The sequence below is a fragment of the Chryseobacterium gossypii genome (assembly GCF_041361455.1).
In the GTDB taxonomy this organism is placed as follows: domain Bacteria; phylum Bacteroidota; class Bacteroidia; order Flavobacteriales; family Weeksellaceae; genus Chryseobacterium; species Chryseobacterium gossypii.
This window is the reverse complement of sequence record NZ_JBGCUR010000009.1, coordinates 19,229-33,946: the sequence shown is the minus strand read 5'-3', so window position 1 is coordinate 33,946 and position 14,718 is coordinate 19,229. Positions and strand designations below refer to the sequence as shown.

Below are 14,718 nucleotides of genomic sequence, written 5' to 3'. Positions count from 1 at the left end.
AAATAATAGATGATGAATAGCGGTTATTTAAACCAATAAAAGTAAATCAGCAAGGCCAGCCCTACAAAGATACGATACCAGCCCCAGGGTTTGAAGCCGTATTTATTCAGCATCCCGATAAAGGCCTTGATCGCTATTAGCGCTACAATGAACGCCACTGCATTTCCTATAATGAAAATAGTGATGTGATCTTGTGATGAAAGAATCATTTCATATCCTTTTTGGGGATTCCCCGTTTCTTTTCCCCATGTTTTAAGGAAAACCGAATATACCGTAACTGCCAGCATGGTAGGTACAGCCAGGAAAAATGAAAATTCAGCGGCCGCTTTTCTGGTAAGCCCCTGAGCCATCCCTCCGATGATAGACGCTGCACTTCTGCTGGTCCCCGGCATCATGGCCAGACATTGCCAGAACCCTATTGTAATGGCATTCCTTACCGTAATTCCCTTTTCATCATCAATCCGGGAATCTTTAAACCATTTGTCCGCAAACAACAGAATGATCCCGCCTAAAACCAGGACCGAAGAAATGGCAATCTGATTGCCGAGAACGGCTTCTATCTTATCGTCAAACAGATATCCAAGAACCAAAGCGGGAACCACCGCAAAACTCAGTTTAAAATAAAACTGCAGATTGTTAAAGTCAAAGAATTTTTTCCAATAAGCTACCACTACGGATAAAATGGCTCCGAACTGAATGGATACCTGAAACATCTTTAAAAACTCATCTTCCTGTAATCCCATTAAGCTTGCCGTAAATCCCATGTGCGCCGTAGAAGAGATCGGAAGATACTCTGTAAGCCCTTCTATAATGGCAATAATAATTGCTTTGACTAAATCCATAGTTCTTTTACAAATAAAAGATTAAAAAAATTAAGAATTAAAGACCGGAATAATTAAACATCAATCTGCAGAACAAAACAGTCAATTCCACCCTTGCAATTAATTAATATTTAATTTTTTGAACCAATGAATCTTTTAGTTCTTAATTTTTTTAATCCTAAATCAATCTGATTATTTTCTTTTTAAAATTGCGTATCCTTCAATAATAAAACCTATTACTACAAATAGCGGGGCTATCCTGATTCTTCGGATGGAGAAAATACCATCATTCCATGAATTGGGATCATATTTCCCGTCTACAGTATTGGCATCGGCACCCATCATCAGCAGAAATCCTACCACAATGAACGCGAGGCCTATCAGCATCCATTTAAAATTCTGTTGCCCGAAATAATAGGTATTTTCCTGCGGGGTCTCGGTTTCTTTACCAAAATTGGCTGCAGAAAATTTATTTGTTTTTTTGCTCATTTTCTAAGAGTAATATAAGTCGTCAACGTTTGTTCTTAAGAATCTCCAGGTGGCAATAACCGTACTTAAAACGGTGATCAGTATCCCAACACCTAATACCAGTAAAACCAGCCAGAGGTATTGATCGTTTTCCTGGGCAAAAGATGAGCCGATCTGGTTGGTAAAATAATACCATACGCCAAACAAGACCAAAAGCCCAATGACAGCTCCTATGGCTCCAAGTATAACTGCCTCCACAATAAACGGCTTCAGGATAAATCTTCTCTTTGCCCCTACCAGCTGCATTGTTTTGATGATAAATCTCTTTGAGAATATTTTCAAACGGATCGAGTTGTTAATCAGAACCACCGCTAAAATCAGGAATAACATAGAAAAGCCGAAGATCCACTTCAATATTCTGCTCAGGTTGTTATAAACATCTACCATCAGGGTACTGTCATTCTTAACATCTACAATGCCCGGAACAGATTTAATGATCTTTATGGCTTCATCAATTTTGGCCGGATCTACATATTCAGGCTTTAAAGCTACTTCCACAGAAGAAGGGAAGATGTTTTCCTCAAAAAGAGCATCACTGTCTATTCCCATGCTGGCTTTGGCTTCTTTGGCAGCCATTTCCCTGGAGATGTAAGTCGCCTTTTTTACAGGAGCCAAAGTCTGTATCTTTTTAAAAGTCTCTTCTTCCAGCTTCGCAATTTTCACAGAATCCTTAGCATCATAATTTTCATCAAAATAAGCATTTACCACCAGCTGTTCCTTGATATAATCGGAGTACTTTTGAGCATTGATCAAAATAAGCCCCATTAACCCCAACAAAAATAACACTAAGGCAATACTTATTACTACTGTAATATTGCTGGACCGAAGTCTTTTCTTATTAAACTCATCTACAGATTTAGCCATTAATATTAAAATTTTTGGCTAAAATAGAAAAAAACTTCCGAAATTTGAGACGAAAAAAGGAAAATCATTGTTAATAAAATCATAAAAACATTGAGTATAAAAGCAAAAAAACATCTCGGTCAACATTTTTTGACGGATGAAAACATCGCAAGGAAAATTGTAGAAAGCTTAAGCTTTGAGAATTACAATAACATCCTGGAAGTAGGCCCTGGAATGGGTGTTCTTACCAAATATCTTCTTAAAAAGAATCATAATATTTACCTGGCAGAAATTGATGAGGAGTCTATTGAATATTTAAAGAATAATTATTCTGAGATCACGGAAAAAACTTTTGTGGGAGATTTCCTGAAGCAGGATTTTAATTTTGTGAATGGAGAGCAGATAGCAATCATAGGGAATTTTCCTTATAATATTTCCTCACAGATATTATTCCAGATCATTGATCATTATACCCTGATTCCTGAAATGGTGGGCATGTTCCAGAAAGAAGTTGCTGAAAGGACGGCTGCCATTCCGCGTACAAAAGATTACGGTATTCTTTCGGTCCTGGTACAGGCATATTATGACGTCTCTTACCTGTTCACCGTTCATGAAAATGTTTTCAATCCGCCGCCAAAGGTAAAATCCGGCGTTATTCAGCTGAAGAGACATGCGAAAGAAGGTTTGACGGGGAATGAGATCCTCTTCAAGCAAATTGTAAAAGCCGGCTTCAACCAGAGAAGAAAAAAGCTTTCCAACGCCCTGAAAATATTAAATATCCCCGAAGCATTAAAGACTCATGAGTTTATGGATAAACGGGCTGAAGAGCTGAGTGTGCAGGATTTCATATCTTTCACCCGGCTCTGGAAAGAACACCAATAAAAATAAAAAAGCCCGGCTCTCTAAATTGCCAGGCTTTTTTTATGCATTATCGATTATTTATTCTCTGTTTTTAAGCATAATCCATCCGGACCAGTTCATCTGGGCTTTTGATTTCGGATATTCAAAATTAAACTTATACCAGTAAGTTGCCGTTGGAAGTCTCTTACCTCCTACCGTTCCGTCCCAAATCGCATTTTGTTTGGAGAATCTGAACATTTCAGCTCCGTATCTGTCGAAGATAGAACCTGTAAAGTTTTTAAAGTCTCCAAGAGCCGAAAGATCCAGAACATCATTGATTCCATCCTGGTTTGGAGTGATGATATTCGCTATCTGAAGAGTAAAGAATTCAAGCGCTCCTACGCAGTGTGTTCCCACTGTTCTTACCTGTATGTTATAATTGGTATTATTCTGTAAACCGGTGAATACATTTGAGTTCTGCCATGTAATACCACCATCAATAGAATATTCTACGGTGGTCGGGATGTTATTGATCATCGGGCTTTCAGCTGTAATTGTCAACGTATTATTTCCGTAATCAAGGTTAGTAATAAATGGTGATGCCGCAGCCAGTACTTTAGCGGTAAATGTTTTGGTACAGTAACCATTATCAATGGTAACGGTATAGATTCCCAATTGATCTACGTCGATGGTCTGTGTGGTTTCACCTGTACTCCACAGATAGGTGTAATTAGGACCCGCGCCAGCGTCTAAAGTGATTCTGTCCCCGATACACATTTCTACATCAGCAAGAGGTGATGTGATTTCCGGTACAACTTCTACTGTAATGGTTGCCGGCTGTAGTGAGACACATCCTTTAGGTCCTACTGCATAAACGGTGAATGTGGTTGTATTATATAAAGTAACAGTCTGGGTGTTACCGGTTCCCGGGAAATTACTCCATTGGTAAGTCGTACCTCCGGTAGCCGTCAGATCTACAGAATCTCCGGGGCAGATTTTCAGCTTGGAAGCCACAACGTGTGCCGTTGGAGTAGTTTCTTTTTGCAGGGTGAGTTCCACCATTTTACTACAAAAGCCTCCGTTGGAAACCACTACATACAGGATCTGGCCGTCAGTTCCGTCGTAGTTTAATATATTGTTAATATAATTATCATTTTGAGCCAGCGCATCGGCCTGAACTTCATAAAAATGGAATACAGCTCCCGGCGTCGGGCTTATGGCAGGCATTATCGTACTTAAATCAAAAGTAGTAATATCCGGTGTTGCACAGAGCAGAAGTGTTGCATCCTGTGCCGTTGGTGTAGTTCCTCCATGGATGGTGATGCTGGCCGTACCCGGGCACGGATTTCCGGGAACACTCACTTCAATGGTATAGGTTCCAGGCTGCACGGCGGTTATGGTATTGGTAGTGGCTCCTTGTACAAGGGTTCCGTTATGGTACCACTGATAGGCAAGATTCGGATCACTTACCGATGCCGTTATAACCTGAGGTTCATTATCACAAACATTGATTTCTGAAGGTAAAGTAGCCCCTGAAGGATCCAATAATTCAACACCGATATTGAAGGAACCTCCTTCCAGGAAAACCGCCGAGTCATATGCAGTATCTCCTGCATCAGCCAATACCATTTTGAAATGGTAGGCCTGTCCCGGAACTACGGTTGCTGTCGCTGTAAGAGGAATCGTTCTACCGTTAAAGTTCGTTTCTATATTCGAGGTGTTGTATCCTCCAAAGAAGGCTTCATTCACTGCCCCACAGGAACCCGGGATCGCTGGGTGGATATTTGTCACACTTACCGGTCCCGCACCGCTAGGCAACACAGCCATATTTACGTAAGGGCCACCCGCTACAGGTCTTAATAATAAAGCAAATGCGTCAGAATAACTGCATGGAAATGATCCTGTATATTCTTCTGATGCAAATAAATAATTAAATTTTACCTGTGATGATGTAGGAACGAAGTCAAATTCCAGAACAACGGCATCATTAAGAGGTCTGGAAGGATTGGTGGCCGCTACCAGGTCTGCATCACTCCCTGTACCTACATTGTCACTAAGAGTACTACCAATGAAGTTATTACCTCCCTTGTTGGCATAACCTGTAGAAAGTATAATACCATCCTTAAACGGAAATGCCGTGGTCCCTTTGTGAAAATATCCCCAGGATCTGTTTGCATTATTAGCAGGTAAATTAGGCGTTACCTGAACATTGGAAACATTGGGGGTTACACACGAATTGGTTCCGGATGAGATCAAGACATCTTTTACCAATTGTGTAATATTATAATTTGTTTCTGTATATGAAGGCGCATTCACATCAATAAAAGCGCCTGCTTTCATCGTTAGTGGGGATTTAAGCTCCTTTTGGGGTTTTCTGGGGGTAACATTTTGCGAATAGAAATTCGCCGAGACTAAAAAAAAGGAAAACAATAGTAGATATCTCTTCATAATAATTTTGTTTTAACAAATTTAATTTTTTTTTAAATATACCACACACATATTTATTTTTTTTAATGTTAAAGTCTTCCGAATTGGAAGACTTTAACATATTTTCACAAAATTAATTTCTATTTTTTAACAAGATCCAGCCGGTACGAAGCTCCAGCTTTTTACTCGCCGGATTTTCCCATTGTGCCCTGTACCAATAGGTCGCTGTCGGGAGATTCAGGCCTTTCAAGTTTCCTTTCCATACCGCATCGGATTTGGTAGCCTTGAATATCTCCTGTCCGTATCTATTGAAGACAGAGGCTGCAAAATTATTGTATTTGCTGATACCTGAAAAGTCTATTACATCATTGTGTCCATCGGAATTTGGTGTAATGACATTAGGGATGACAAAGGTAAAGTATTCCAGGCTGTTACTACATTTTGCATCTTTAACCCTTACCATCAGGGTATAGCTTGTATTGTCTAAAACATTGTAGAAAATATTAGAAGTCTGCCAGGTTAGTCCGCCATCGATAGAATATTCCAATATGCCTCCTGTAGGATTGGTTGCTGTTAAGGTCAGCACATGATTTTCATAGACAATATTTGTAAACTGTGGCAATTCAGGGTTCAACAATTGGGCTGAGAATGTCTTGGAACAGGTTCCATTACTGATGGTTACACTGTAGGTTCCCGGAATATTGGTAGAAATAGTCTGAGTAGTGGCTCCCGTACTCCACACATAGGTATAATTAGGACCTGATCCGGCATCTAAAATTCCCGTATCTCCTGCACAGACATACACATCTTCCAATGTTGAGGTAATTGCCGGCACCACTTCGATCGTAATTGTAGCCGGGTCTACAGAGCTACAGCCATTCCCTCCCAATGCGTATACTGAATATGTAGTGGTGGTGGTAGGTGTAACTACCTGCGTATTTCCGTTCCCCGGAAGTCCTACCCAGTTATAAGTAATACCACCCGAAGCTGTTAAGGTCACTGATTCCCCTGCGCATATCTTCGTTGGAGAAGCTGAAATTTGTGCTGTAGGAGGTCCCACAACTACTGTAACTGTTGCAGGATTGGCCGATATACAGCCATTGGCTCCTACTGCATAAACCGTATAGGTAGTTGTAACCGTAGGGGATACTACCTGGGTATTCCCGTTCCCCGGTAGTCCGGTCCAGTTATATGTGGCTCCTCCTGTTGCTGTAAGCGTTACAGATTCGCCCACGCAGATCTGGGCAACAGAAGATGTAAGGCCGGCAACCGGAAGTACCTTATCCTCAGTCACCGTAACATTTGCTGTATAGACACATGACAGATTTCCAGGCTGGGATACATTAGTCACTGTTAAAGTATATACCCCACCGGCATCAACTACCGGGGTCAAAGTATCTGCTCCCGAAACGATGTTTCCTCCGGTAGTGGTCCAGGCGATTGTAGAGCCTGCAGGAATGATCGAGGATGACGCATTCAGGGTAACCTGGCTGGTTGTACATGTAATATTCTGTGGCGTATTCACCGTTAAGGTTGTTTCTGCCGTCTTCAATAGTTGCAGGCTGACTACATAGCTACAGCCTCCGTTTTTCACTAAAACATAAACAGTCTGGTTTCCTGCGCTGGGGAAAGCGGTAGGTGTTGCAATAGTATTGGCATTTCCGGCATTGGCATCAGCCTGATTCACATAATAGGTAAAAGTAACTCCCGGAACCGTAGTAATCTGCGGCTGGGCAGAAGTTAGATCATAGGTGATATTACCCGGCTGGTAACATTTCAGTAATACCGCATTCTGTACGGTAATCGGTTGGGAAACTTCGATGGTTATGGTTGCAGGATTTTGCGAAACACATCCATTGGCTCCTACCGCTGTTACAGTATAAGTTGTAGTTGTGGCAGGAGTTACCGTCTGCGTACTTCCATTCCCCGGCAGTCCTACCCAGTTATAGGTTGCTCCTCCCGAAGCGGTTAAAGTTACCGATTCACCGGCACAGATAAGCACTTTAGAAGCTGTAAGCCCCGTAGTAGGAGGCGCACTGTCACCGGTAACGGTAACACTGGCCGTTGCTGTACAGGTTACATTTCCTGGTTGGTATGTGTTGGATATGGTTAAGGTATATGTTCCTGCCAGATTTACCACCGGCGTCAATGTATCTCCTCCTGAAACAATATTTCCACCGGTTGTTGTCCAGGCAAATGTAGATCCTGCCGGATACACTGAAGCGGAAGCATCCAACGTTATCTGAGAATTGTTGCAGGTGAGCACCGTAGGCGGAGCGATGGTTGCCGTCATCTGGGGAGCTTTCACCAGATGCAGCTCGGCTACTTTGGAACAGAAACCGTTTTTAACAAGTACATATACTGTTTGTCCGTTGCTCGAAAATGCTGTAGGGGTGGCAATAGTATTTCCGTTCCCGGCATTGGCATCAGCCTGGTTCACATAGTAAGAGAATGTAGCGCCCGGCGTCGTGCTTATGGCGGATTGAGCTGTGGTGAGGTTAAAAGTTACAAGCCCCGGCGTATAGCAGGATGTCAGTGTTGCATTTTGTACGGTAGGTGATGTTCCGCCAACAATGGTTACACTTGCCGTTCCCGGACATGAATTCCCCGGAATAAACACCTGAACAGTGTACAGACCAGGCTGTGTGGCTGTGTAGCTTGCACTGGTAGCTCCGGGAATCGGATTATTATTGAACAGCCACTGATAGGTTGCGTTAGGCACCTGAGTAGAAGCCGTGAAAGTTTGCGGTGCGTTATCACATACATTGATGGAAGAAGGCAACTGAACTCCCGCAGGGTCTAAAAGGGAAACACCTATATTGAATGAGCCCGCTTCCAGGAAAACCCCTGAATCATAATTTGAATCCTGATAATCTGCCAGTACCATTTTAAAATGATAAGTCACTCCGGGAGTAACGGTAGCTTTAGCGGTCAGGGGAACTGTACGTCCACTGAAATTGGTCTCTATATTGGCAGTGTTCTGTCCGCCGAAATACTGTTCATTAATGGGACCACAGGAATAATTTGAAGGCACGATATTCGTTACGCTCACCGGTCCTGCCCCGTTCGGCAGAACAGCAAGATTGGTATAGGGTCCTCCGGAGGCCGGTCTCAATAACAGAGCAAACCCGTCTGAAATGGTACATGGGAAATTATTATCGTATTCTTCAGAAGCAAATATATATCTGAATGAAACTTCCGTAGAAGTGGGAACAAAGTCAAACTCTATAAAGGTTGCATCCTTGAGGCTGCTGTTTGGCACACCCAAAGCAGCTGCCAGATCAGCATCCCCTATTGTCGGCAAAGCATCTCCCAGATTGGCAGACTGAAATGTATTTCCGGATTTCCGGGCCTGCCCGGTAATAAGAACAATCCCCTTTTCAAAAGGAAAGTTAGTAGTTCCTTTATTGAAAAAGCCCCAGCTTCTGGTCTGATCACTGGCAGCAAGATTGGGCGATACGTTTACATTACTTACATTAGCTGTAGAACAAGTAGAACCTCCTGCAATAAGAACATCTTTAACCAATTGGGTGATATTATAGCTGGATTCAGGATAATTAGCTGTATTTACATCTATGAAAGCACCCGCTTTCATAGTTGAAGATGTAGGCTGGGCCATACGATTCTTCCTGACCTGGGAAAACGCAGAATTGCCTACAAGAACTAAAAATAAAGCTAAAAATAGATTTCTTGTTCTTCTATTTAACATTTTATGGTATTTTAAACAAAAATACTATTTTTTTTATTAGAATTGTTATTAATTTATATTTCAGGTTCCAATACCATATTAGCCAAAAGATAAAAAAGGCTAACGATACGTTAGCCTTTTTATCTTTTTATCTTTAAGTATTATTCTAAATTTTTCAGCAATATCCAGCCGGTCTTCACTGCCGTTTGTTTACTGGCCGGGTCTTCAAATGTTACCTGATACCAGTAGGATGAAGTAGGAAGACGTTTTCCCTGGAAATAGCCATCCCAATAAGGTCTTGTTTTCTCCGCCTTGAAAACCTCTTTTCCGTAACGGTCAAATATACTTGCTTTGAAATCTTTATAATCACTTACACCTCTGAAGTCAATTATATCATTAATATTATCTCCGTTAGGAGTGATCACGTTCTGCATTACGAAGGTGAAGTATTCTAAAAAGCCTACACAGCTTGTTTTCTTCACTCTTACCCTGATAGAGATCACCGTATTTCTAGGAACGTTGGAGAAAACATTGGAATCCTGCCATGTTGCCCCGTTATCTACTGAATATTCCAACGGCCCGTTGCTCGGATTGCTCGCGGTGATAATCATTGTACCATTATCACTGTAATCTACTTTGATAACTTCAGGAATGATCGCCTGGATTACCTGTGTGGTAAACACTTTGCTGCAGACACCATTATTGATGGTCACAGTATAGGTTCCCGGAGTACCCACCGTAATGGTTTGTGTCGTTGAGCCAGTATTCCATGAGTAGGTATAATTTGGTCCTGTTCCCGCATCCAGCGTTATCTGGTCCCCGGTACAGATCATTCCTCCTGAAAGGTCTGAGTCAATTGCAGGAACCACCTCTATGGTTATTGTCGCCGGCTGCAAAGACTGGCATCCTTTAGGACCTATTGCATATACCGTATAGGTAGTGGTTTGGGTAGGGCTTACCGTTTGTATATTTCCTGTACCGGACAGATTGTTATCCCATAAATAGGTTGCTCCGCCGGCAGCCGTTAAAATAGCAGACTCTCCTGAACAGATCCTTGTTTTGGAGGCTGTAAGCTGAGCTACAGGTGTCTCTTCCTTTTCCAGAGTTAAAGTAACCATCTTGCTACAGAATCCTCCGTTTGAAACCACTACGTACAGTACTTGCCCATCCGTACCATTATAACTGGCCACAGCCGCATCAGAAAGGTAGTTGTCATTTTGGGCTGTTGCATCCGCCTGGTCCTCATAGAAGTGCAATACGGCTCCCGTAGTAGTTGTGATCGATGGTATCGCGTCATTCAGGTTAAAGGTAATTACACTCGGGGTGGTACAAAGCTTTAACGTAGCGTTTTGAGCTTGCGGCGTTGTACCTCCGACAATGGTAACCGTTGCCGACCCCGGACACTGGTTCCCGGGAACGGAAACTTTCACCTCATAAACACCCGGCTGGGTGGCTATATATGTAATATTGGTAGCGCCACTGATAGGAGCCCCGTCTTTATACCATTGGAAAGTCATGCCCGGCACGGTTGCAACCTGTGCCGTTAAATTTTGCGGAGTATTATCGCACATTGGAATAGTATCCGGTAAAACCGCTCCGGTTTCGTCCACAATCTTAATTCCTATGTCGAAAGAGCCTCCTTCCAGAAATACCGCTGAATCATAGCCCTGGTCTCCTGCATCAGCCAAAACCATTTTGAAATGGTAGGCTACTCCCGGAGTTACATCAGCTATTGCTGTCAGAGGAATTGTTTTTCCATTGTAGTTGGTTTCGATATTCGCACTGTTTTGTCCGCCGAAGTATTGGGCATTGATCGGTCCACAGGAATAAGGCGGATTCGGTACGATATTCGTTACACTTACAGGGCCGGCTCCATTAGGCAAAACGGCTAAATTGGTATAGGTAGTACTACCCACCGGCTTCAGCAACAGTGCAAAGGCATCTGAATATCCTGAGCATGGAAAAGTGCTGGTATATTCTTCAGAAACAAACAGATAATTAAACTTTACCTGGTTAGAGTTTGGCACAAAATCAAACTCAAGTATTACAGCATCATGCAGTTCCTGGCTTGGATTGGTTGCCGCTACAAGATCAGGATCACTCTGCCCATACGCTATCTGGCCTCCAAGGGTATTGGCTTCCGCAGTATTACCTGCTTCCCTGGCATACCCGGTAGTCAGAACGATCCCGTCATTAAACGGAAAGTTTGTGGTACCTTTATTGAAATATCCCCAAAATCTGTCATTATTAGTCACCGCATGGTTTGGAGTCACCGTTACATTCGTCACGTTTGGTGTCGTACAGTTTGTTCCTCCATTGATAAGAATATCTTTTACAAGTTGTTCGGGAGTATAACTGGAAGCTGCATAGGAGGGAGCATTAACGTCTATGAATACTCCTGATTTCTTGCTTGCCGCTGAAAGCTTTTCCTTTTGAGGTTTTCTCTGCGCATTCTGAGAGAATACCAAAGTAGAAGCAAACAGAAACATAAAAAAGAAAAAGTAATTTTTCAATCTATAGTTTAACATTTTATTATTATTTGTTCAAAAATAACATTTTTTTAAATTAAAATTCATATTAAATTATTAGAATTATCAAGATTATCAAAAATAATTTATTATTTATTAGCAATAGAGAAATTTATTCTATAAATAATACTTTATAAAAATAAAAACTTCTGCCGCAGAAGATTATTCATTATTTTTTATGCCGGCTTCATCTTTACCCAGCTCATCGATCTTATTCTGAAGCTCCTGGATTTTATCTTTTAAGGCTTTGATCTCATTCTTATTTGAATTGACATTGCTTTTAAGAATCACATTTTTGGCCCTTTCATTGTGATCCTCCTCTTCCTCTTCTTCATTGATCTCTTCAATATCTTCCTGAATATCTTCAATGTCCTCATTAATTTCTTCAATATCTTCCTGAATATCCTCTATATCCTCACTGATCTCTTCAATATCTTCCTGGATGTCCTCAATTTTTTCATGGCTTTTATTGACGGACATCTGAATAAAGATCGCCAGATAAATTGCCTCCAGTGAAACTACCGTAGTAAGGATCAAAAGCATCTTATCAAATTCAACAATACCCAGCAAGGGAAGTAGAAATGAAATAATGAAAAATAAGGTGTGGGCAATAAGTGACGGAATAGATCCTATCCACCAGGTAATGCCATTGGCTATTCTTTCTAAAACTTCTGCTTTCTCACTGTATTTTTTCATCTTCTCGCTATTTTTATAATAATTCTTTGGTTACCCCCAGGCCAAAAAGGGCAAAATCATATTTGGCAGGATCTTTTTCATCGAATTTCCTGATCGTTGCATCCAGCTCCTCCACCGTTTTCCAATCATTCTGGGTTCTTGTAACCAATCCCAGTTTTCTTGAAATATTTCCTGTATGGACATCTAGAGGTATCGACAGGTACTTCTGGTCTGTATTTTCCCAGATACCAAAATCCACGCCTCTTTTATCCTTTCGCACCATCCACCGAAGAAACATCACAATCCTTTTGGCTGAAGAATTTTTATAAGGAGAGCTTACATGTTTATGGCTTCTGTGCTTTTCGGCTTCCAGGAAACGGCTTCTGAACCTCTCAATCGCATGGAGAAAATTCGTTTCGGAGCCTTCGGTTCTAAAAAGGTCTTCCAGACTTCCGTATTCCTTATAGATCCTGTTGAACTGTTTTATAAAATATGCAAAATCCTGACCATTAAAAGTCCGGTGAATGCTCTTATCCTGAAGATATTGTATATCGTTCGCCGAATGGTTCAGCACAAAATCATACGGAGAATTACCCATTATGTCCAGCATCTTTTCTGCGGATCTAATGATAGATTTCCTGTTTCCCCAGGAAATGGTTGCTGCCAGAAAGCCTGCAATTTCAATATCCTGCTTTAAAGAAAAGCGATGGGGGATTTGTATCGGGTCGTTCTCAATAAAATCCGGGTTGTTGTACCGGTCTGATTTTTCGTCTAAGAAGTCTCTAAGCTCTTCAAAATGTAGCATACTGATTTTAAATTTTCATGGGCTCCAGGGCTTTTGGTAAATAGGTATTGGGAAATACATTTCTCGCTTCATCCGTAAATACCGTAAGGTCTGCGTACCTGTTCGAAAAATGTCCCAAAATCAGCTTTCCGACCTCCGCTTTCCGGGCAATGGTAGCTGCCTCCAGGGCTGTGGAATGCCCCGTATAATCAGCCATTTCCTTCAGATCATGTAAAAATGTGGATTCATGATACAGCACGGTTGCGCCTTTCACAATAGGGATCACGCTTTCTAAGTATCTTGTATCGCTGCAAAAAGCGTAGGAAACGGAAGGTGCGGGATCAAGGGTAAGAACCTCATTTTTAAGTATATATCCATCGCTCAGAACAAAGTCTTTTCCTGCCTTAAGGTTATGGTAATCACAGATTTCTATCTCGTCATATTTTGCAATTTCCTTCATATTCAGGTGTCTGTCCTTCGGCTTTTCCCTGAAAAGGTATCCGTTACAATAAATCCTGTGGTCCAGCGGGATGGTATACACCCCTACCCTGCTATCCTCATAGATCTTTTCAGAATAATCTTTGTCCAGCTCATGATAGATCACCTCAAAACCACGGTGTGTTTCGGTAATGGTAAAGATGGTTTCCAGCATATTTTTAATTCCCTTGGGGCCGTAAACATGCAAAGGTGTTTCCCTGCCCAATAGTCTGAATGAAGCGATAAGCCCGGGAAGCCCGAAGCAATGGTCCCCATGGAGATGTGAAATAAAGATATGATTGATCCTTGAAAATTTTGCTTTGGCCTTTCTCAGCTGAACCTGGGTTCCTTCTCCACAGTCAATCAGGAAATGTCTTTCTTCCATTTCCAGAAGCTGCGCCGTAGGTGAGGAATTGATGGTAGGAATCGCTGAATTAAAACCTAATATCGTTAAATAAGTGCTCAAATCAATAGTTTATTAGAACAAATGTACGACAGAAAATCTAAAACCTGAACTTTTATTGTTGCTTATCAGCTACTTTAAGGAAATCTAAAAATAAATCCAGCGCTCTTTTACGGTGGCTTATTTTGTTTTTATCTTCAGGGTTCATTTCCGCAAAGGTTCTGTCATATCCTTCAGGCACAAAGATCGGGTCGTAGCCGAATCCTTTAAACCCCTTATTTTCCGTCAGCAGGTTTCCGTGGACCCTTCCTTCAAAATATCTGGCGCCATTCTCATCATAGTAGCACAAAACAGTAATGAAATAAGCTTTTCTGTTGTCAATGCCTTCCATTTCCTGCAGCACTTTTTCTATATTTTTAGCAAAATCATGGTCTCCGGCATAGCGTGCAGAAAAAATTCCCGGTCTTCCGTCCAGCGCTTCTACAACCAGGCCACTGTCATCTCCCAAGCTTGGGATCCCCGTCTTCTCAAAACAATAGCGGGCCTTAATCAGCGCATTGGCATTGAAAGAATCCCCGTCCTCAATAATTTCCTCATGAATATCATAATCTGTAAGGCTTTTGACAATAAAACCGTCTTTTAAAATCTGCTGAATCTCTTCTTTTTTATGCTTGTTGTGGGTAGCAACCAATAATTCCATATTT

At 41.6% G+C, this 14,718-nt stretch carries 11 protein-coding genes; 1 reads left to right on the top strand and 10 read right to left on the bottom strand.

From position 1 onward, the window contains the following. Nucleotides 1–23: 23 nt before the first annotated feature. The 3 genes from ABMQ40_RS07090 to ABMQ40_RS07080 all read right to left on the bottom strand — a co-directional run bounded on the left by ABMQ40_RS07090 (nt 24) and on the right by ABMQ40_RS07080 (nt 2,213). On the bottom strand, nt 24–842 hold the full coding sequence (locus ABMQ40_RS07090) for an undecaprenyl-diphosphate phosphatase (RefSeq protein ID WP_370897977.1): 819 nt from the start codon (nt 840–842) through the stop codon (nt 24–26). Between the two features lie 171 nt (nt 843–1,013). Then, on the bottom strand, nt 1,014–1,310 hold the full coding sequence (locus ABMQ40_RS07085) for a DUF3098 domain-containing protein (RefSeq protein ID WP_370897975.1): 297 nt from the start codon (nt 1,308–1,310) through the stop codon (nt 1,014–1,016). A 3-nt stretch (nt 1,311–1,313) separates the two neighbouring features. After that, nucleotides 1,314–2,213, bottom strand: a complete 900-nt coding sequence (locus ABMQ40_RS07080; RefSeq protein WP_370897973.1) for a cell division protein FtsX — start codon at nt 2,211–2,213, stop codon at nt 1,314–1,316. Nucleotides 2,214–2,303: 90 nt separating this feature from the next. Here ABMQ40_RS07080 and rsmA point away from each other — a divergent pair, with 90 nt between their 5' ends. Next, entirely contained in the window at nt 2,304–3,074 is a 771-nt protein-coding gene (gene rsmA / locus ABMQ40_RS07075; protein WP_370897971.1) for a 16S rRNA (adenine(1518)-N(6)/adenine(1519)-N(6))-dimethyltransferase RsmA, read from the top strand. 57 nt (nt 3,075–3,131) lie between these two features. Here the strand turns inward: rsmA and ABMQ40_RS07070 are convergent, their stop codons facing one another. From ABMQ40_RS07070 to rdgB, 7 genes are all read right to left on the bottom strand, one after another. Next, on the bottom strand, nt 3,132–5,480 hold the full coding sequence (locus ABMQ40_RS07070) for a choice-of-anchor L domain-containing protein (protein WP_370897969.1): 2,349 nt from the start codon (nt 5,478–5,480) through the stop codon (nt 3,132–3,134). 112 nt (nt 5,481–5,592) lie between these two features. Continuing rightward, entirely contained in the window at nt 5,593–9,168 is a 3,576-nt protein-coding gene (locus tag ABMQ40_RS07065; RefSeq protein ID WP_370897967.1) for a choice-of-anchor L domain-containing protein, read from the bottom strand. A gap of 140 nt (nt 9,169–9,308) precedes the next feature. Beyond that, nucleotides 9,309–11,636: a choice-of-anchor L domain-containing protein gene (locus tag ABMQ40_RS07060; protein WP_370897965.1), complete on the bottom strand. Its 2,328-nt coding sequence runs from the start codon at nt 11,634–11,636 to the stop codon at nt 9,309–9,311. A gap of 201 nt (nt 11,637–11,837) precedes the next feature. After that, a complete protein-coding gene (locus tag ABMQ40_RS07055) occupies nt 11,838–12,371 on the bottom strand; it encodes a coiled-coil domain-containing protein (RefSeq protein ID WP_370897963.1) in 534 nt (177 codons plus the stop codon). Between the two features lie 13 nt (nt 12,372–12,384). Then, on the bottom strand, nt 12,385–13,155 hold the full coding sequence (locus ABMQ40_RS07050) for a TIGR02757 family protein (RefSeq protein WP_370897961.1): 771 nt from the start codon (nt 13,153–13,155) through the stop codon (nt 12,385–12,387). A gap of 7 nt (nt 13,156–13,162) precedes the next feature. Next, nucleotides 13,163–14,077 (bottom strand): ribonuclease Z, encoded by a 915-nt coding sequence (locus ABMQ40_RS07045; protein ID WP_370897959.1) that lies wholly within the window; start codon nt 14,075–14,077, stop codon nt 13,163–13,165. Between the two features lie 52 nt (nt 14,078–14,129). Continuing rightward, nucleotides 14,130–14,714, bottom strand: coding sequence for an RdgB/HAM1 family non-canonical purine NTP pyrophosphatase (gene rdgB / locus ABMQ40_RS07040; protein ID WP_370897957.1), 585 nt, complete (start codon nt 14,712–14,714; stop codon nt 14,130–14,132). Nucleotides 14,715–14,718: the final 4 nt, after the last annotated feature.

What these genes read in the sequence shown, in the direction of transcription:
- ABMQ40_RS07090 (WP_370897977.1), bottom strand. Translation starts at nt 842, where the DNA reads ATGGATTTAGTCAAAGCAATTATTATTGCCATTATAGAAGGGCTTACA.
- ABMQ40_RS07085 (WP_370897975.1), bottom strand. Translation starts at nt 1,310, where the DNA reads ATGAGCAAAAAAACAAATAAATTTTCTGCAGCCAATTTTGGTAAAGAA.
- ABMQ40_RS07080 (WP_370897973.1), bottom strand. Translation starts at nt 2,213, where the DNA reads ATGGCTAAATCTGTAGATGAGTTTAATAAGAAAAGACTTCGGTCCAGC.
- ABMQ40_RS07070 (WP_370897969.1), bottom strand. Translation starts at nt 5,480, where the DNA reads ATGAAGAGATATCTACTATTGTTTTCCTTTTTTTTAGTCTCGGCGAAT.
- ABMQ40_RS07065 (WP_370897967.1), bottom strand. Translation starts at nt 9,168, where the DNA reads ATGTTAAATAGAAGAACAAGAAATCTATTTTTAGCTTTATTTTTAGTT.
- ABMQ40_RS07060 (WP_370897965.1), bottom strand. Translation starts at nt 11,636, where the DNA reads ATGTTTCTGTTTGCTTCTACTTTGGTATTCTCTCAGAATGCGCAGAGA.
- ABMQ40_RS07055 (WP_370897963.1), bottom strand. Translation starts at nt 12,371, where the DNA reads ATGAAAAAATACAGTGAGAAAGCAGAAGTTTTAGAAAGAATAGCCAAT.
- ABMQ40_RS07050 (WP_370897961.1), bottom strand. Translation starts at nt 13,155, where the DNA reads ATGCTACATTTTGAAGAGCTTAGAGACTTCTTAGACGAAAAATCAGAC.
- rdgB (WP_370897957.1), bottom strand. Translation starts at nt 14,714, where the DNA reads ATGGAATTATTGGTTGCTACCCACAACAAGCATAAAAAAGAAGAGATT.